The organism is Gordonia malaquae, assembly GCF_037148075.1.
Lineage (GTDB): Bacteria > Actinomycetota > Actinomycetes > Mycobacteriales > Mycobacteriaceae > Gordonia > Gordonia malaquae.
In genome coordinates, this window is sequence record NZ_JBBCUB010000004.1 from 125911 (window position 1) to 145458 (window position 19548).

The window sequence follows — 19548 nt, forward strand, 5'->3', positions numbered from 1 at the left end:
TCTTCGCTGCCTCTCTCGAGCAGGTGGGCTGGACGCCGCTCTCAGGCGGGAAGCGGGCGCTGTTGCGGTCCCGAGTAGGCGGACAGCGGCCTGATCAGGGCGTTGGACGCGGCCTGCTCCATGATGTGAGCGGTCCACCCGGTGATGCGGCTCATGACGAAGATCGGCGTGAACGCACCGATGTCGAAGCCCATCAGGTGGTAGGCCGGGCCTGTCGGGAAGTCGAGATTGGGCCGGATGCCGGTGCGGCCGACCATCACCTGTTCGAGTTCCCGATAGATGCCGAGCCACTTGTGGTCGTCGAGATGATCGGACACCTCGACGAGCGCGTCGTACATCGTCGGGACGCGCGAGTCGCCGTTCTTGTAGACGCGGTGACCGAAACCCATCACCTTCTCCTTGGCGTCGAGCTTGGCGTTGAGCCAGTCGGCGGCGCGTTCGGGACGGTCGATGTCGATCATGTCGTACATGACGGCCTCGTTGGCGCCGCCGTGCAGCGATCCCTTGAGGGCGCCGATGGCCGCAGTGACGGCGCTGTACATGTCCGAACCTGTCGACGTGACGACGCGCGCGGCGAACGTCGACGCGTTGAAGCTGTGCTCCGCGTACAGCACCATCGACTTCTCGAACGCACGCACGATCACCGGGTCGGGCACCTCGCCGAAGCACATGTTCAGGAAGTTCTCGGCGTATCCGAGCCCGTGGTGCGGTGCGATCGGATCCAGACCGCGGCGTCGTCGCATGTCGGCGGCGACGATCGTCGGGAGAATCGCATACATGCGCTGCGCCTTCTCCATCAGGGCGTCCGCGCCGGTCGCGTCCTCATCCGGATCCTCGGTGCCGAGGTAACTGATCATCGTCCGGACTACGTCCATCGGATGGCAGGTGTCCGGTGTGCGAGCGAGCACCGCCTGGGCGGACCGGTCCAGTCGACGGGCCGCTCTCTCGCGCTGCACGAACTGCGCCAACTGTAGATCGGTGGGAAGTTCGCCGTACCAGAGCAGGTACGCGACCTGCTCGAACGAACAGTTCGCGGCCAGATCCTGCACCGCATAGCCCCGGTAGGTCAGCGAGTTGGTCTCGGGCACAACTTTCGACACCGCCGTCGTGTCTACGACGACGCCTGCCAAGCCCTTGTAGATGGTCGGCGTGCTCTCTGCGGCACTGCTGGTGGTGCTCATGATCGCTCCCCTGGGGTCGAATAGGTGAAGAGGTTGGTGTCGAACGCGTTGTAGTCGGAGTAGCGCAAGAAGTCGTAGAGCCGAGATCGGTGCTGCATCTTGTCGAGCAGCGCCGCCTGCGTACCCTCCTCAGCGATCGCGGCGAGACCCGCTTCGACTGCACCCATCGCGAGCCGGAGGGTGGTGACCGGATAGATCACCGCGTTGTAGCCGAGGTTGCGCAGGCGGTCGGTGGTCAACAGCTTCGACTTTCCGAACTCAGTCATGTTCGCGAGCAGCGGTGCGTCGACCGCAGCACGGAAGGCAGCGAACTCGCTCGCGTCGGCGAGCGCCTCGGTGAAGATCAGGTCGGCTCCGGCGTCGACGTAGGCCTTGGCTCGCTCGATCGCGGCGTCGAGCCCCTCCACTCCGCGAGCATCGGTCCGCGCGCAGACGATGAAGTTCGGGTCGCGGCGCGCTCCGACGGCCGCGGCGATCCGGCGGATCATCTCGTCGGCGGGGACGACCTCTTTGCCGTCGAGATGGCCGCAGCGTTTCGGGTTCACCTGGTCTTCGAGATGACAACCGGCCAGACCCGCGTCCTCGAGTACAGAGACTGTCCGCGCGGCGCTCATCGGCTCACCGAAGCCGGTGTCCGCGTCGATGAGGGTCGGCAGTTCGGTGGAGCGCGCGATGGCACTGCCTCGTGCCGCGACTTCGCTCAGTGTCGTCAGCCCGATGTCGGGCAGTCCGAGATCCGCGGACAGCGCGGCCCCCGAGACGTACACGCCTTCGAAACCCGCCTCGGCGACGATCTTCGCAACCAGTGGGCTGAAGGCGCCGGGCCAACGCTGCAGCTCGCCGGAGTCGAGTGCCGAGCGAAGACTCGCACGCTTCTCGGCGTCGGTGTTCCTCGACGTGAACAGGCCCGTCGCGTCGCTCATCAGAGGATTCCCTCGCCGGTCGCGGCGGCCGAGTCGAGCACACTGTCGAGAACTCGGACGTTCAGGCCGGCGAGGTCGCCTGCCGCGGCCTCAGCCACCGTGGTGGCGGCATCGACGAATCGAGCCTGTTCGGCGGGCTCGACCACCCCGTCCGCCATGCGGGCGAACTTGGCGAGGTACTGCTCGCGGGCGAACGGCCGGGCGCCGAGCGGATGAGCATCGGCCACAGCGAGTTCGTCCTCGATCACCTCGCCGCTCTTGAGAGTCACCACCGCCCGTGCACCGAACGCCTTCTCATTCGGATCGGCCGAATGGTAACGGCGCGTCCACTCGGGGTCCTCGACTGTGGAGATCTTCTGCCAGAGCTCAACGGTGTCGGGGCGGGCGGCGCGCTCGGGCGCGTAGGAGCGTTCGTGGTCCCAGTCGCCGTCCTGCAGTGCGACAGCGAAGATGTACATGACCGAGTGATCGAGCGTCTCGCGGCTGGCTGTCGGATCGAACTTCTGCGGATCGTTCGAGCCGGTGCCGATCACGTAATGCGTGTGGTGGCTGGTGTGCAGCACGATCGAGGCGATCTGGTCCAGGTCACCGATGCGGTCACGCATCCGTCGAGCCAGGTCGATCGGCGCCTGGCTCTGGTACTCGGCCGAGTGCTCCTTGGTGTAGCTGTCGAGGATCGCGCGCTTGCCCTCGCCCGCGGCGGGCAGCGGGATCGTGTACGAGGCGTCCGGACCGCCCAGCAGCCACGCGATCACGCCGTCCTCGCCCTCCCAGATCGGCGACGGCGCGCCCTCTCCGCGCATCGCGCGGTCGACCGCCTCGACGGCGATCTTGCCTGCGTGCGCCGGTGCGTACGCCTTCCAACTGGAGATCGCGCCCTTCCGCGACTGGCGAGTGGCGGTCGTCAGGTGCAGAGCCTGCCCGACGGCCTGATAGATGGTGTCGACGTCGAGTCCGAGCATGGTGCCGATGCCCGCGGCGGCCGACGGCCCGAGGTGGGCAACGTGGTCGATCTTGTGCTCGTGCAGGCACATTCCGCGGACGAGATCGATCTGGACCTCGTACGCGGTCGCGAGCCCGCGGATGAGGTCGGCTCCCGAGGCGCCGGTCCGCTGTGCGACGGCGACGAGCGGCGGGATGTTGTCGCCCGGATGCGAGTACTCAGCGGCCAGGAACGTGTCGTGGAAGTCGAGCTCTCGCACCGCCACACCATTCGCCCAGGCCGCCCACTCAGGCGCGAACTCACCGTCCACACCGAACACGGTCGAACCCCCGGCGAGCGGGCGGGCGAGCGCCTGGCGACGGGCGCTCGTGACCGGCCGGCGAGCCACCGACGCGGCACTCACCGCCGCGTTGTCGATGATGCGGTTGACGATCATCTCCGCCGTGTCTGCAGGTACATCGACGGGGTCTGCCGCGACCTGAGCGATCTTGTACGCAAGGTGCTCTTCGATGGGAAAGTCTTCGGCGCTGCGTCGGGTGCGAACTTCGTGATTGATCATGTTCGCACCGTACGCAGGCACAAATGCTTTGTGAAAGACCTGGCAGATGCGTATTTTTGCGTACTTCTCACGCACATTTTGCGTATCTTGCGGACGCTCGCCGCGGTAGAGTCCTGCGTATGGCGAAGACGTTTGCAGGGGCCCGACTCCGGCGCCTGCGCGCCGATCTGGGGATCAGTCAAGCCGCACTGGCCCGCAGGCTCGATCTGTCCACCACGTACGTGAACCAGCTGGAGAACGACCATCGTCCGATCACGGTTGCGGTCCTGCTGTCGTTGACAGCGACGTTCGACCTTCCCGCCGACTACTTCGCGGAGTCAGGAGACGCTCGGCTCATCGCGGACCTCACCGACGCGCTCATGTCTCAGGGCGAGGACGTCGATCGCGCCGAGATCACCGAGCTCGTGTCACGGATGCCCGCCGTCGGGCGAACCATGGTCGGGTTGCATCGCAGGCTCACGGCCGTCACTGCCGAGCTCGAGAACCATCGATCGCACGATTCGGCCGCTTCCGCGGATTCCCCGACGACTCCTTTCGAGCAAGTGCGCGACTACTTCTACGATCGCCGGAACTATGTCGCCGAACTCGACCTGGCCGCTGAGCACCTGTTCGTCGACGCCGGCCTGACGGTCGGCGGACTCGACCTTCAACTCGCGCGTCTACTCGACGAACGATTCGGGATCCGGGTGATCATCGGAGCCGCGTCCGACACGGCAACCGCCAAGCGCCGGTACGACCCCGGCTCCGCGACTCTGGTCCTCGCGCGCCGCCTCTCGGCCGGGCAGCGCGCATTTCAACTCGCGACTCAACTCGCCCTACAGACCCAGCGCATCGAGATCGACAGGCTGGTCGACAGCGCCCCAGGCGTCGTCGAGTCGTCCCGCGCCGTGCTCCGGGTCGGCCTCGCGAACTACTTCGCCGGAGCACTCGTCCTGCCCTACACCGAGTTCGCGGCCGCAGCTCGCGAACTGCGGTACGACGTCGCGCTTCTCGCTCGCCGTTTCGAGGTCGGCTTCGAGACCGTCTGCCACCGGCTGTCCACCCTGCAACGTCCCTCCGACAGAGGGGTGCCGTTCATCTTCGTCCGCGTCGACCGCGCCGGGAACATCTCGAAGAGGCAGTCGGCCACGGCCTTCCATTTCTCGCGTGTCGGAGGCAGTTGCCCGCTCTGGGTCGTGCATGACGCCTTCTCCGCACCCGGCCGGATCCACACCCAGGTGTCGGAGATGCCCGACGGCCGCAAGTACTTCTGGCTCGCACGAACCACCGACCAGACCGTCGACGGGCACCTCGCCACGCCCGGGGAGTTCGCCATCGGTCTCGGATGCGACCTGGCCCACGCCGACGAGCTCGTTTACGCCACCGGCGTCGACCTGTCCGAGCCGCGGACAGTGGTCCCGATCGGAGGAGGCTGCAAGGTGTGCGACCGTCCGGCGTGCACGCAGCGGGCCTTCCCCATGCTCGGCCAGCCCATCGCGGTGGACGAGACGATCAGCGATTCGATCCCTTACCGGTCGGCGCCGCTGTAGCCGTCGCGAACGGACGCGCACGCGAGTTGAATCGACGTGAGAAGTCGGTCGGCCGGATCGTCGAACCGCAGCCCGGACACCTGTTGCGCCCTGTCTATGCGATAGCGCAGCGTATTGGCGTGGATGCCGATGCGGGTGGCGGCATCACGCACGTTGCCGTGGGCGTCGAGGAATGCTCGGACGCTCTCGACCAACTGCGACGAGTGGTCGGCGTCGTAGCCGACGAGCGCGGTGATCCGCGGGTCGACGAGGTCGTCGCGCCTGGCGAGCACGTCGAGGATCTCACCGAGCAGAACGGCCGTCCGGGCCTGGGCGAGAGTTGTCACGCGAGCCGACTCCGGAGACCCCAGCGTGGCGGCGAGCACCCGGTCCACCTCGGCACGGCCGGACGCGACAGCAGCGAGCCCGTCCACCGGGAACACGACACCGGCCCGTAGCCGAGCACCGTCCAGCGCGGGGTCGCCGTCGAACCTGGTGACCAGCGTGCCCGCCCACCTGGTGACCGGCTCGACCGAGCTCGCGGGCACCAGGACATACGCGCGATCTGAGATGACGGTGGTCAACGCGGACGCGGCGAACGCACTCGCATGCAGTCGCAGGGCGCCCGATATCGCAGCCATCGCCGTCGCGTCGGCGCCGCCCAGTCCGATGACGACCGACTGCTCGTCGGTCGACCACCGAAGGTAGGCTCCGGCCGACGAGGCGTCGACCCCGCCGTGTTCGCCGAAGAGGCGTTGCAGCAGTTGCGCCTCCGCCGTCGGCGACTCCATCTCTCGGGTCAGGATGCGGGAGGCCACCGCCGCGGCGCCGGTCAGCACCTCACGCGCGTCGTCGGACAGCGGCTGCGCACCCTCCTGAACCCAGATGGATCCGAGATGCCGACCCGCGCCGCTGTGCACTCCGATCACCATCCGCCGTCGCATCGCCTCCTCCGGATGGTCCGGAACGTCGACGACCTCACCACCGCGACGGATCGCGTCGAACACGCCCCATTTGCGCAGCAGCGCGAGGTAGGTGGGCGGCCCCTCGCGCCCGAGGATCGTCTGAACCCGCAGATCGTCCGCCTCGCCGTTGGACGGCGAGTACGCGAGCACCCTGGCGCTGGTCGCGTCCTCGATCGACACCAAGCCGCCGGTTCCCTGCGCGACGAGCGCCACCAGACCCGCAAGATCGATGTCGGCGGGCTCCGTTCCGGCGATGTCTCGAGCCCGATCGAATGCACCGTGTGCCAGACCGAGGACACGGTCCCACCTCGCCCGCGCGTGAATGCCGACCACACCTACGCCGAACTCAGCGACGAGCCCGCGAGCCGAACCGGAGTCCACCGCCTTCGTGAGGATCGCAGCGGGCACGGTTCCAGCATCGGACGCCTCCCGCAGCCAGGCCTGAGTCGCGGTGATGTCCACACCGACGAGCAACACCACGTCAGCCGTCGGTTCGGCCGACAGATCGTCGACGTCGAGAATCGCCACACTCTCGATCGGAACCGACGAATCGACGAGGACGGACCAGTCGACCGCGGTGTCGAGTGCATCGATCACGTCATCCAGAGACAGTCGTGAGGGCATGCACTCAGCGTAGGACGATCGAACAAGAAATAGGTCATCAACTTGTGAACCCGCACGAGGACCAATGCCCTGTCGACGGCCTGTAATAAGCCCATGACCACTGCGCACGATTCCACACCTGCCACCACGACCGAGGGGCTGTCCGACCTCGCCGACCGGTCGCTGCAGCAGGTCGACACATGGCTGCGCGCCGCAGAGAAGGCGCAGACCAAGCCCCACGCCTCGGCTCAGCGACTGGCCGCAGTGCTCTCCGATCCCACAGGACTCGACTTCACCGTCGGATTCGTCGACCGGGTGATCGGCACGGAAGACACCAAAGCCGCAGGCGAAGCGCTCGCGGAGATCGTTGCCGACGCACCCGCCTCTCTCGGCGCGCTCGACAAGTTGCAGATCCGTTCCGGCGCGGCCCTGGCCCGCACCTTCCCGAACATCGTCATCCCCGCCGCGCGCGCACGGATGCGGACGATGGTGGGCCACATGATCGTCGACGCCCGTGAGAAGCCGTTCGCGAAGGCCGTCAAGACTCTGCGTTCCACCGGCCACCGACTGAACGTGAACCCGCTCGGTGAGGCCGTGCTCGGCGACGCCGAGGCCGACAATCACTTGGAGGACGCACGGACTCTCCTCCGCCGCGACGACGTCGACTACGTCTCCATCAAGGTGTCGTCGATCGCGTCGCAGATCTCGATGTGGGCGTTCGACGAGACCGTCGACTACGTTCTGAAGCGTCTGACTCCGATGTACTTGGAAGCTGCCTCGGCGCCCGCGGGAACGAAGTTCATCAATCTCGACATGGAGGAGTACCGCGATCTCGACCTGACGATCGAGGTGTTCACCCGGCTGCTGTCGATGCCCGAACTCCACGGGTACGAGGGCGGCATCGTCCTGCAGGCCTACCTCCCCGATGCTCTCGGCGCGATGCAGCGACTGTCGGCGTTCGCGACGCAGCGAGTCGCACAAGGCGGCGCGGGCATCAAGGTCCGGCTCGTGAAGGGCGCCAACCTGGCGATGGAAACGGTGCACGCCGAGTCGGCGGGCTGGCCGCAGGTGACGTGCGAGTCGAAGGAAGCCACCGACACCAACTACAAGCTGGTCCTGCACTGGCTTCTGCAGCGCGATCACATGCGCGGCCTCCGCGTCGGCGTCGCCGGACACAACCTCTTCGACATCGCCTTCGCTCACCTGCTGTCGACTTCGCGGGGCGTCGCCGATCGTGTCGAGTTCGAGATGCTGCAGGGCATGGCCACCGAGCAGGCCGAAGTGGTCAGCGCCGACGTCGGCCGACTGCTCCTTTACGTCCCGACGGTCAAGCCCGCCGAGTTCGACGTCGCGATCTCCTACCTCGTGCGCCGCCTCGAAGAGAACGCCGCGTCGGCCAACTTCATGTCCGGCATCTTCGACCTGAAGCCCGGCAGCGCGATCTACCGCCGCGAGGCCGACCGCTTCACCGGCGCCGTCGACGCCCTCGCACGCCGCATCGAGGCCGACGGCCACACCGCGCCGCTGCCCAACCACCGCCAGAACCGGACTCTCGAAGAGTCGGCCGCACCGCAGACGTTCGACGGCCTGCTCCCGCCGTTCGCCAACGAGCCCGACACCGACCCGTCGCTGCCGGCCAATCAGGCGTGGGCCCGCGATGCGATCAACCGCAGTGCTGAGCCGGGCTGGCTGGACGCTCAGGCGGTCCCCGCGACTCTCGCCGAGGGCGACGTCGACGCGCTCGTCGCGACGGCCCGTGAAGCCGCAGTGGCGTGGGCCGCACGACCGGCTGCGCAACGCGCCGCACTCCTCTACAAGACGGCTGACATCCTCGCCCGCAAGCGCGGTCATCTCGTGTCGATCGCCGCCGCGGAGGCCGGGAAGTCGGTCGCCCAGTCCGATCCGGAGATCTCCGAGGCCATCGACTTCGCGCGCTACTACGCCCACCAGGCGCTGGAACTCGGCGACGTGAAGAACGCGAGCTTCACCCCCGACCGGGTTGTTGTGGTCACTCCCCCGTGGAACTTCCCGATCGCCATCCCCGCAGGTGGAACGTTCGCCGCCCTCGCGGTCGGCGCCGCCGTGATCCACAAGCCCGCGGCACCGACTCCGCACTGCTCGATGGCCGTTCTGGAAGCCCTCTGGGAAGCCGGAGTCCCGCGCGAGGTGTGCCACGGCGTGTTCCCGGACGAGGGCCCGGCAGGCAAGAAGCTGATCAGTCACCCCGACGTTGACCGCGTGATCCTCACCGGAGCGTCCGACACCGCCGCACTGTTCCAGTCGTGGAGCCCAGACCTGAAGATCAACGCCGAGACCTCCGGCAAGAATGCACTGATCATCACCCCGTCGGCCGACCGCGACCTCGCGATCGCCGACCTCGCCCACAGCGCGTTCGGGCATGCGGGCCAGAAGTGCTCGGCCGCCTCGCTCGGCATCCTGGTCGGCAGCGTCTACGATTCCGAGCGCTTCCGTCGGCAGCTCGTCGACGCCGCGAAGTCGATGGTCGTCGACTGGCCGACCAACCTGTCCGCCACGGTCGGACCGCTGACCGAACTCCCCAGCGACAAGCTCACCCGTGCCCTGACCACTCTCGAACCCGGCGAGACGTGGCTGCTCAAGCCGCGACAGCTCGACGACACCGGTCGCCTCTGGTCGCCCGGCATCAAGGACGGCGTCGCCCCCGGGTCGTTCTTCCACCTCACCGAGTGCTTCGGCCCGGTGCTCGGCCTGATGCGCGCCGACACCCTCGACGACGCGATCAGTCTGCAGAACGCCACCGACTTCGGGCTCACCGCAGGTCTGCACTCGTTGGAGACTCGCGAGGTCCGCACCTGGCTCGACCGGGTCCAGGCGGGCAACGTGTACGTGAACCGCGGCATCACCGGAGCCATCGTCCGCCGCCAGTCGTTCGGCGGGTGGAAGCGTTCCTCCGTCGGACTCGGCTCCAAGGCAGGCGGCCCGAACTACCTGATGCTCCTCGGTTCGTGGGCCGACGCCCTGGACTCCACTGCGAGCTCCTGGCTGGACGAGGCCGTTGCCGACGACCGTGCCGCATGGGCGTCTGAGTTCGGCACCGGGCGCGACGAGACCGGCTTGACGGGCGAGGCCAACGTGTTCCGCTACCGTCCGTCCGACGTTGTGCTGCGGGTGGGCGCGGACGCGTCCCCCGCCGAGACCGCGCGTGTGCTGGCCGCGGCGACGCTCGCCGGAGCACGTGTCCGGATCAGCGCCTCGCCCGACATCGCCCCCGCGACGGCAGAGGTCCTCAGTCGCGCGTCGTCGACAGTTGGCACCGCAGACGACGCGGCTTTTGCGGCAACTGTCGCAGGCCTCGACGCTCCCCGAGTGCGCAGTGTGGGATCGGTCGCCGACTCGATCCGCGCGGCGGTCGCGGCGCGCCCCGACGTGGCGCTGCTCGACGACGCCGTGACCGCATCGGGTCGAGTGGAGCTCCGCTACTGGCTCGTGGAGCAGGCCGTCTCGATGACGTTGCACCGCTTCGGAAACCCGAATCGGGCCTTCAACGAGCTCGCCGCCGAACTTCGTCGATAGCTTCGTACATCAGAACAAATGTGGGGTCGCACTTTTGTGCGACCCCACATTTGTCTCCACACTCCGGCGATGCAGAATTTCCTGAGTCGATGATGTGAATCACATACGCTTTGCGTGAGTGATGTGCCAACGCACAGCAGTTCGAGCGTCGACCCCACAGACCCCCCGAGAGGCAAGCCTGATGTCCCTAGCGTCATCCATAGCGAGCGGCGACAAGACGTTCCAGTACGTCGCCGTCATCCTGTACTTCGCAGCCATGCTGGGCATCGGCTACTACGCGTACACGAAGACCAAGAACGACCTCGACGGCTACATGCTCGCCGACCGCGGCCTCAAGCCGTGGATCGCGGCCCTCTCGGCCGGCGCCTCCGACATGTCGGGGTGGCTGCTCATGGGCCTGCCGGGCGCGATGTACCTCTCCGGCCTGTCGGAAGCATGGATCATGATCGGCCTGCTGGTCGGCGCGTGGGCCAACTGGCGACTCACCGCTCCGCGTCTGCGCGCGTACACCGAAGTCGCGGGCGACGCGATCACCATCCCGAGCTTCTTCGAGACCCGCCTTCGCGACAACTCCCGAATCCTGCGCATCACCTGCGGCGTGATCATTCTGGTGTTCTTCACGTTCTACGTATCGAGCGGGATGGTCGCCTCCGGCAAGTTCTTCGACAGCGCGTTCGGCGTCAACTACACGGTCGGCATGCTCATCGTCGCGGGTATCACCATGCTGTACACGTTGTTCGGCGGATTCCTCGGAGCGTCGCTCACCGACGTGGCGCAGGGCGTCCTCGTCGTCATCGCACTGCTCGCAGTCCCGATCATCGGCATCATCAACCTCGGCGGCGTCGGAGCGACGGTCGACGGCGTCCGCTCGGTCGATCCCGATCATCTCAGCTTCTTCGCGGGCAGCTCCGCCATCGCCATCATCTCTGCGGCGGCCTGGGGCCTCGGCTACTTCGGTCAGCCGCACATCATCGTCCGATTCATGGCCCTGCGCACCCCCGGCGAGGCCGGCACCGCACGACGGATCGGTATCGCCTGGATGTTCGCGTGTGCACTCGGAGCGGTCGGGACGGCGCTCGTCGGCATCGCGTACTTTGCGAAGCATCCGGCCGACAAGCCCGCCGACGCCGAAACGGTGTTCCTCGCACTCTCCCAGATCCTGTTCCACCCGTTCATCGCGGGCCTGGTTCTGGCTGCGGTCCTGGCTGCGATCATGTCGACGATCTCGTCGCAGCTGATCGTCTGTTCGTCGGCACTGGTGGAAGACCTGTACAAGCTCGTCTCCGAGAAGACCGGTCGTGGGACAGGCCTCAGCGACATGACGTATGTGCGCCTCGGCCGACTCGGTGTGCTCGGAATCGCGGTGATCGCCGCACTCCTCGCGCTGTCGCCGTCCAACAGCATTCTCGATCTGGTCGCATTCGCCTGGGCGGGCTTCGGCTCGGCGTTCGGACCGGCCATCGTCCTGTCCCTGTACTGGCGTCGCCTCACCACGTGGGGAGCCCTCGCCGGCATCGTCGTCGGCGCGGTCGTCGCCTATGCCTGGGACAAGCTCGCCAGCGCGGACGTCTACGAGATCATTCCCGGCGTGATCGCGGGCTTCATCGCCGCCATCGTGGTCAGCCTGATCACGTACAAGCCCAACCCTGAGATCGACGCCGAGTTCGACGCCGCGAAGGCGCTTGCCGCCTCACGTGCGCCATTCGAGGAGTTCAAGGGCGACAGCGACGTGAAGGGCGTTAGCGCTTAGCGGCGCGGGCAGGAGCGCGTCGGCGCGCGCGAGTCGTCGCACCACCGTGTTGCGGTGCGTGTACAGCCGCGCCGCCGCTTCCGCCGCATTGCATCCAGACGCGAACCACGTCCTGACACACGTCAGGACGTGGTCGTCTGCATTCGCCAAGTCGCCGAGGGTGTTGGTGATGAACTCGTCGGCGGCCGACTGGTCGTCGCCGAGGAGAGCCACGATCCGCAAGTCGTCGTAGTGCGCGACGCGGCGGGACGAACCGACACGCGCGATCACCCGCCTCACCGACAACGCCTCGAAATGACTGCGCCGGAACCCGTCGAGATCGATACCCGTGGACCCTATCGCCACTCGCACGCCCGGATGACCGGTGACGGCAGCGCCCATCCGCAGGTCGCTCGTCGGCAGCCACACCCATAGTTCCGACGCCCCGGAAACGACGGTGAGGCGTCGGCTCACGCCGCTCGCCTCCATGATCGAATCGCACGCAGCCTCCAGTTCGTCGGGCGCAGTGCCTGGATCTCCGGTGAGGACGAGTGCCGTGTGCGGACCGTCGAGGCGATAGCGGAGTTGTGTTTCGGCGCGTTCGCGGCTGATCGGAGCGCCTTCGAGGACGAGTGCAACGGCCACCCGCCGCTGAGCGTGAGTGTCACCGGCGAGTTCAGCCCGTGCGGCGTCGATCAGTTCGGCCAACTGCTGGACGGTGTCGTCGACGAACACCGCAATGGATTCCGAGGTGACCTGCAACAGTTCTCGAAGTTCCGCGGGATCCTCGGTGAGGACAAAACAGATCTCCATCCAGAGCCGCCACGCGACGTTCTGCGCCGTCCGAAACGAGTCCAGTGCGCCCGCGTCCAACCCACGACGCGCAAGGTCACGGATGTACGTCTCGGTCTCATCGGTGACGTTCACCGGCACCCGCGCTCCGGGCTCAGCGGAGTTGGCCGTCGCCCAATGGCGGAGGTTTCCCTCATTGATGCGCAGGGCCACTTCGAGCAACGCGGGATCGTCGGCTATCACGTCCATTCCCGCACCACCGACCACTGCTGTATCGACCTGAGCGAGCCAGTCCGGTGGCGCCTCCAGCACCACCTGCACACCGGCGCGGATCAGGGCTGCGACTTCAGGGGAGACACCCACGTGGTCGATTATGCACCAGACTCGGTCGATTCCTGGTCTAGATCACCACTTGCAACAATTCAGGATTACAACGATCATTGTTAACAACGCCCAGTAGTCACAACCGAACGGACCAGGCACATGCCCACTGACTCCATCCTCACCGACGCACCGCTCGACGTGCTCGTGCTCGGCGCAGGCATCTCCGGCATCGGCGCCGGCCACTACCTGCGCACCGAGCATCCGTCGAAGTCGTTCGCGATGCTCGAGTCGCGCGACGCGGTCGGCGGCACGTGGGACCTGTTCCGCTACCCCGGCATCCGCTCCGACTCCGACCTCAACACCTTCGGGTACGAGTTCAAGCCGTGGCAGGATCCGCAGTCGATCGCCGATGCGCCTCGCATCCTCGACTACCTGCGCGAGGCGATCGCCGACGACCACCTCGACGACGCGATCGTGTTCAACCGTCGTGCCATCGCCATGAACTGGTCCGAGGCCGATCAGCTGTGGAACGTGACCGTTCGTCGCAACGACTCGACCGACGACGACACGTTCAACGTCCAGGCCCGGTGGGTGTTCGCAGGCACCGGCTATTACAACTACGACGAGGGCTTCACCCCCGAGTTCCCGGGCAGCGAGACGTTCGCCGGTCAGATCATCCACCCGCAGCATTGGCCCGAAGACCTGGATTACAAGGGCAAGAAGGTCATCGTGATCGGGTCCGGCGCCACCGCCGTGACTCTGGTTCCGTCCATGCAGGCCGACGCCGCGCACGTCACGATGCTGCAGCGCACACCCACGTACGTGATCCCGTTGCCCCGCGAGGACGCGGTCTCGAACGCCCTCAAGAAGGTCCTCGGCGCAGACCGCGGCTACGCATTGAGCCGGCAGAAGAACATCGTTCAGCAGAAGGTGGTCTACAACCTCTGCCAGCGGTACCCGCGGCCTGCACGCGCGATCATCCGCGCCACCAACAAGGCGCTTCTGCCCCGCGATTTCGACATCGACACCCACTTCAACCCGCCGTACAACCCGTGGGACCAGCGGCTCTGCGTGGTGCCCGACGGTGACCTGTTCAAGGCGATCAAGAAGGGCAGTGCGTCGATCGAGACCGGTCGGATCGCGACTTTCACCGAGAAGGGCATCCGCCTGGAGGACGGCCGAGAACTCGAAGCCGACATCATCGTCACCGCCACCGGCCTCAACCTGCAGTTGTTCGGCGGCATGGAAGTGAGCCTGGACGGAGAGGCCGTCGATCTGTCGCAGACCACCGCGTACCGCGGCATGATGCTGTCGGGTCTCCCGAACTTCGCCATGGCGATCGGCTACACCAACTCGTCGTGGACCCTCAAGATCGGGCTGCTGTGCGAGTACTTCTGCCGCGTTCTGACCTACCAGGACGCCAACGGATACACGTCGGTCCGCGCCGTGGAGCCCGAGGGCCTGGAGAAGCGTCCGCTCCTCGACTTCGGGGCAGGTTATGTGAAGCGTGCGCTCGATCGTCTTCCCAAGCAGGGCACGCAGAGCCCGTGGACGATGACGATGGCGGTCTCCTCCGACGTGAAGCAGCTCCGCAAGGGCGAGATCGTCGACGAGTTCCTCGACTACCGCAAGGCTCCGGTCACCGCAGGCGTCTGATCCGACTCGGTACGAACAAGAACAAAGGCGGTGCACCCGTGGAGGTGCACCGCCTTTGTCGTCGCTATGCGATCAGTACAGCGAGGAGGAGATCTGCGGCCAGGAGTAGTGCAGTTCGCGCTCCCAGTAGCCCCACGAGTGAGTGCCGGTGGGACGCAGCTTGATGGTCGCGGGGATCTTGAGCTGGGCGAGACGCTGCGCCATCTGCTGAGTGCAGACGTTGGTCACCGCTTCGATGCCGCCACCCAGGATCACGCGATCGGCGAGATTGACGCTGTCCGTCGCGGTGCTGCCCGCCTCGACCGACTCGTCCTGGCCCGGAAGGCCGCTGTTGGACGACAGATACACCCTGGTGCCGCGCAGCTTCGCCGCGTTGATGTACGGGTCGTTGGCCTTCCAACCTGCGCCCTTGTACGGACCCCACATGTTCGTGGTGTCGGCACCGCCACGGCTCTCGACGACGGTCCGGATGTACTGCTGCCCCGCCGGGTCACTCGTCCGTGCGCAACCGCTGTACGACGCCGCCGTCGTGTACAGACCAGGCGCGGCGATCGCGAGGTTGAGCACCGAGGTCCCCGCCATCGAGATGCCCGCGATCGCGTTCTTGCCGGTGGTCTTGAGCTCATCATTCAGAACGGGCGGGAGTTCCTTGGTCAGGAACGTCTCCCACTTCTGAATGCCGAGCTTCGGGTCGGCCTTCTGCCAGTCGGTGTAGTACGAGAACGCGCCCTTGAGCGGTGTCACCACGTTCACGTGCTTGTTCGCGAAGAAGCCCGTGTAGTCGGTGCGATTGGCCCAGCTCGCCGAGTCCTCGCCGCCGCCCGCACCGTTGAGCAGGTAGAACACCGGTGCAGGCGTGGAGTTCGCCGGGACGAGGACGTCGAGCGGGATGTCTTTCTGCATCGACGCCGAGTAGACGGTGACGAGCAGGCGGGACGGCTTGTCCAGGTCGCCGTTGTGGTAGGCGACCGGAACCGAGCTGACCACGTGTGACTCGCCTGACGACGGGTCGGCCTGTGCGATCGCGGCCGGTGCGGTGGTTCCCACCGCGGCGGCCACAGCGGCCGTGATCAGGCATCGTGCGGTTCTCGTGAACTTCATGGTGCGTCTTTCTTAGGAGCCGAAGATGTCCGACAGGCTGCCTGCCGAGCTGCCGTTGCCGCCGGGGGCGGTCGTCGTGGGCTTCGTCGTGGTCGGCGTGGTGGGGTCGGTGGTGTCGGTCGGATCCACCGGAACATCCTTGGCGGTGACCGTGACGTTCTTCGTGGTCGACTGCGCACCGATGGTCGCCTTCAATGCCACTGCACCCGGTGCGGACGGGGTCCACTGGCAGGTCGCCTTGTGATCGGCGCCGAGCGTCAGGTTCTGGCAGATCGCAGTGCCGTTCGCGGTCAGGGCAACGCTCGCACCGACAGCGGCATCCGACTCAACTGTCACCGTGACGGCGTCGCCGACCTTCGGAGCGGCACTGAGAGTGACGATCGGGGCGCCGGGCTCCGGATCGGGGTCCTTGGGCGAGACGGTTCCACCGATGGACGACGACGACCCTGCGAGGGTCGCGGTGCCGGAGTACACGGCCTTCAGCGAGTAGGCGCCCTCGTTGGACGGGGTCCAGGAGACCGTCGCCTTGCCTGCGACGACGTTCGCGGTGCCGAGCGACACGTTGTGGTTGAAGAACTCGACAGTGCCGTCTGCGACCGTCGCGGTGCTCGTGATCTTCGCGGTGACCGTTGACGGGTCACCGACCTTCGGAGCAGGGCTCACCGAGACAGCTGTGGTGGTGGCGTCCTTCTGCGGCGGGGTCTGGACCTTGATGTTCGGCCCCTTGTCCTGGTACGTCCCGCTGCCGAGTGAACCGCCGTAGTGCATGGTGCCGACAGCGAGGTTCACTCCGGTCGGGCAGTTCTCGCCCACCTTGTACTTGAGCGAGATAGTCCGCTTCGCCCCCCATCCCGCACCGACTCCCGGAACGCGCCACGAGGTCAAATTAGGCGATTCGAGACGGACGAAGCCGAGCTGACCAGCTGCCGCGGTGGACACCTGCACGTTCGTGGTGGCTGAATCCTCCCACTTCGCACTGCCCTGAACGTAGTCCAGACAACCGTCTTCGAGGTCCTTGAAGTTATACACGTCCTCGAACGACCACTTGCGCTGGAATGTGGTCGACACGGTGATCGTGTCACCGATGGCGGGATTCACATCGCTCACGGTGCGCGAGAAGGCCGTGTTGCCGTCGGACCATTCAATGGTCGCGGGTGCCGCCGCTGCGACACCGGGAGTCGACGCGATAAGGCCTGCGACGACCAACAGTCCGGTTCCGGTCGCCGCTGCGACGCGGCCCAATGATCTAGTCATGTCTGCTGTCTCTTCCGTGTCTCAGCCGAACAGGCTGCCGAGGCTGCCCGTGTCGAGGCTGCCGTTTCCGCTGTTTGGGTTCGTGGTTGTCGGAGTGGTTGTTCCGGTCGGCTCTTCGGTGACCGGAGGCTTCGCGACGGTGATCGTCGGTCCCTTGTCCTCGTACGTGCCCGAACCGAGGGACCCTCCGTAGTGCATCGATGTCGGCATCGCGACACCAGTTCCACAAGATTCGCGCACGTAGAACTGCATCGAGACCGATTTCTTTCCTCCGAAGCCTGAGCCGAGGCCCTTGACGACCCACGACGTGATGCTCGGCGCGTTCACTTTGACGTATGCCTGCGGGTCTGCGGGGGTTCCCGAGCTGATCTCGACTTTGTCGGCAGGAGACGGTGATCCTCCCCAGCCTGCGCTGCCCTCGATGTATCGGAGGCAGGCCGGAACGAGTTCTTTGACGCTGTAGATGTACTCGTCGGCCCACTTGCGCTGGAACTGTGTGGTGATGGTGATCGTGTCGCCGATCTCGGGCGTGGTGTCGCTGACCAGCTGGTTGAATCGAGAGTTTCCGTCCTCCCAGTAGGTGAGGCCCTCGTCTGCCGAGGCCGATCCGCTTGACAGTGCAACGCCGGTCGCGGCGATCGCGCAGGCGCTGAGTCCCGCCACGATCCGTCCGAACATGCTTGTAGTCATGAGGTGTTTTCTCCTGAGGAAGTTGTCGTCGATGAATGACTAGGAGGAGCCGAACAGGCTGCCGATGTCGAGGCTGCCGTTGCTGCCTCCAGGCTCCGTCGGCTCCTCGACCGTGCCTTCTGCGATCGTGATGACCGGACCCTTCTCCTTGTACGTACCGCTGCCGAGAGAGCCGCCGTAGTGCATCGTGGTCGACAGGACGTCGCCGGCCTTACACGCGTTGGTGACGCGGAAGTCCGTCGTGAGCTTCACCTTGGCGCCCCACCCACTGCCGAGACCCGTGACCTTCCAGGCGGTGATGCTGGGCGCTTCGACACGCATCCATGATTCGTCCGCTCCCGGTTCCGAGGTGGTGACCTTGGACGTCACCAGCTTGCCCGCCCACGTCGTGGTCCCCGGCACGGACTCGATGCACGAACCAACGAGTTCCTTCACGTTGTAGATGTACTCATCGGCCCACTTGCGCTGGAACGACGTAGTCACCGTGAACGTCTCGCCGACCTTGGGGTTGTCGTTGCTGACCGTCTGTTCGAAGCGGGAGTTTCCGTCCTCCCAGTAGGTCATGGTGTCGATCGCGGCGCCGGCGGTGCCGGGCACTGCGACGATGCTCGAGAGCGCGACAGCGCTCGCGCCGACGACAAGCGCGGCGGTTCTCTTCATGGACATGCGTCAACCTGTGTTTCTGTTAATCGGGGCGCGCTGGGAGGGAGCGCAGGAACGGGGATGGTCAGTGCGACGTGAACGGTGACTTAGGATCCGCTCAAACCGCCGAGGCTTCCGGTGTAGAGACTTCCCGAGTCGAGCCCGGGCAAAGCACCGAGACTGCCTGCCGGGCTGTCGTTGATGTGGACTTTCTGGGTGATGGTGACCGGGGAGTCCGTGCCGACAACAGCCTTGACGGTGTAGTCGCCCTTCTTCTTCGGCACCCACGTGCAGGTGACGCGGCGATTGCCGTCGAGTTTGAGGTTTCCGCACCCGTCGACGGTCTTGCCGTCGATGGTGAGGACGACCGGCGCACCGGGAACGCCTTCGGGGTGACTGACCGTCAGGAACACGTCGTTCGCAGCGAGGGCGTCCGTGGGGTTGATCGTGATCGACGGACGGCCCGCGACGACATTCAGCATGGGACCGACGAACGGTCGGGTGTTTCCGCTCTCGAACGCCCAGGTGGTGCTCCATTCGAGACCACCGGAATTGAGCGGGCCGAGTTCGCAGCTGCTGCCGACGAGGTAGTCCTGCGTCCAGATCAGCGGGTCGGCCTGCCAGGAGTTCGCGCCGGGGGCGTCGATCATCGCCCATCCCGCACCCGAGGAGAACTCGCTGGGCGCCTTCGTCCCTTCGCCCTCGGGATCATTCGTGTAGGTCTTGCCGTTCACCTTCCACGTGGAGGTGTTCGGCACTGCTTCGAGGCACGTCGGATGCGTGTCCTTGATGGAGTAGACGAGCCATGCCATCTTGCGGCTCAATTTGTTCGTGATGGTGACCACGTCACCGCGGGCGACTGTGCCACCGACGAGTGACGGGCCGCTCACCGAACGCTGGAACGAAGCCGCGTCAGATTCGCCGTTGATCGGTCCGACCACGTCGGCGGCGCTGATGCCGGGGGCACCCGTCATGACGAGCGCGGCGGCCGCCGCGGTGGTCAGCACCGCAGCGGCCGTCCGGCGTGCGAGAGAGGTCACGGGGAGGTTCACGTGCACGAGCTCCTGTTGATCGATCGAACGAGAGATTCATGTCACCGTACGGTCACGAACGTGAATTCCGTCAT

General features: G+C 66.1%; 14 protein-coding genes. 4 read left to right on the top strand and 10 right to left on the bottom strand.

Translation table 11 applies throughout. The features are described from left to right. Positions 1-41 precede the first annotated feature (41 nt). The 3 genes from WFK36_RS15030 to prpD are packed head-to-tail and all read right to left on the bottom strand — an operon-like array spanning position 42 to position 3606. Positions 42-1181 carry a bifunctional 2-methylcitrate synthase/citrate synthase gene (locus tag WFK36_RS15030; RefSeq protein WP_419717499.1) on the bottom strand — a complete coding sequence of 380 codons (1140 nt, stop codon included), beginning with the start codon at positions 1179-1181 and terminating at the stop codon, positions 42-44. Continuing rightward, on the bottom strand, positions 1178-2104 hold the full coding sequence (gene prpB, locus WFK36_RS15035; RefSeq protein WP_336792653.1) for a methylisocitrate lyase: 927 nt from the start codon (positions 2102-2104) through the stop codon (positions 1178-1180). The genes WFK36_RS15030 and prpB overlap by 4 nt, the downstream gene beginning before the upstream one ends. Next, positions 2104-3606, bottom strand: coding sequence for a 2-methylcitrate dehydratase PrpD (prpD, locus tag WFK36_RS15040; protein WP_336792654.1), 1503 nt, complete (start codon positions 3604-3606; stop codon positions 2104-2106). The genes prpB and prpD overlap by 1 nt, the downstream gene beginning before the upstream one ends. Positions 3607-3725: 119 nt before the next feature. Here prpD and WFK36_RS15045 point away from each other — a divergent pair, with 119 nt between their 5' ends. Beyond that, positions 3726-5135 (top strand): short-chain fatty acyl-CoA regulator family protein, encoded by a 1410-nt coding sequence (locus WFK36_RS15045; RefSeq protein WP_336792655.1) that lies wholly within the window; start codon positions 3726-3728, stop codon positions 5133-5135. Here WFK36_RS15045 and WFK36_RS15050 read toward each other — a convergent pair. Continuing rightward, on the bottom strand, positions 5114-6703 hold the full coding sequence (locus WFK36_RS15050; RefSeq protein WP_336792656.1) for a PucR family transcriptional regulator: 1590 nt from the start codon (positions 6701-6703) through the stop codon (positions 5114-5116). The two genes, WFK36_RS15045 and WFK36_RS15050, sit on opposite strands and share 22 nt — an antisense overlap. Positions 6704-6796: 93 nt before the next feature. Here WFK36_RS15050 and WFK36_RS15055 point away from each other — a divergent pair, with 93 nt between their 5' ends. Both WFK36_RS15055 and putP read left to right on the top strand, forming a co-directional pair. Further along, positions 6797-10234 carry a proline dehydrogenase family protein gene (locus WFK36_RS15055; RefSeq protein ID WP_336792658.1) on the top strand — a complete coding sequence of 1146 codons (3438 nt, stop codon included), beginning with the start codon at positions 6797-6799 and terminating at the stop codon, positions 10232-10234. A 181-nt stretch (positions 10235-10415) separates the two neighbouring features. Continuing rightward, on the top strand, positions 10416-11984 hold the full coding sequence (gene putP / locus WFK36_RS15060; protein ID WP_336792659.1) for a sodium/proline symporter PutP: 1569 nt from the start codon (positions 10416-10418) through the stop codon (positions 11982-11984). On the opposite strand, the gene WFK36_RS15065 is transcribed toward putP, so the two are convergent. Next, positions 11925-13118, bottom strand: a complete 1194-nt coding sequence (locus tag WFK36_RS15065; protein ID WP_205331252.1) for a PucR family transcriptional regulator — start codon at positions 13116-13118, stop codon at positions 11925-11927. The two genes, putP and WFK36_RS15065, sit on opposite strands and share 60 nt — an antisense overlap. Before the next feature lie 120 nt (positions 13119-13238). On the opposite strand from WFK36_RS15065, the gene WFK36_RS15070 reads away from it, so the two are divergent. Continuing rightward, positions 13239-14735 carry a flavin-containing monooxygenase gene (locus tag WFK36_RS15070; protein ID WP_205331251.1) on the top strand — a complete coding sequence of 499 codons (1497 nt, stop codon included), beginning with the start codon at positions 13239-13241 and terminating at the stop codon, positions 14733-14735. A 72-nt stretch (positions 14736-14807) separates the two neighbouring features. Here the strand turns inward: WFK36_RS15070 and WFK36_RS15075 are convergent, their stop codons facing one another. The 5 genes from WFK36_RS15075 to WFK36_RS15095 all read right to left on the bottom strand — a co-directional run bounded on the left by WFK36_RS15075 (position 14808) and on the right by WFK36_RS15095 (position 19462). Next, the gene (locus WFK36_RS15075; RefSeq protein WP_336792662.1) at positions 14808-15836 is read right to left on the bottom strand and encodes an alpha/beta hydrolase; all 1029 of its coding nucleotides are present in this window, start codon (positions 15834-15836) and stop codon (positions 14808-14810) included. 12 nt (positions 15837-15848) lie between these two features. Continuing rightward, entirely contained in the window at positions 15849-17090 is a 1242-nt protein-coding gene (locus tag WFK36_RS15080) for an Ig-like domain-containing protein (protein WP_008379844.1), read from the bottom strand. Positions 17091-17111: 21 nt separating this feature from the next. Beyond that, positions 17112-17780: a hypothetical protein gene (locus WFK36_RS15085; protein WP_008379846.1), complete on the bottom strand. Its 669-nt coding sequence runs from the start codon at positions 17778-17780 to the stop codon at positions 17112-17114. 39 nt (positions 17781-17819) lie between these two features. Further along, positions 17820-18446, bottom strand: a complete 627-nt coding sequence (locus WFK36_RS15090) for a hypothetical protein (protein WP_040520192.1) — start codon at positions 18444-18446, stop codon at positions 17820-17822. Positions 18447-18529: 83 nt separating this feature from the next. Continuing rightward, a complete protein-coding gene (locus tag WFK36_RS15095; RefSeq protein WP_336792664.1) occupies positions 18530-19462 on the bottom strand; it encodes a hypothetical protein in 933 nt (310 codons plus the stop codon). Between the last annotated feature and the right edge of the window lie 86 nt (positions 19463-19548).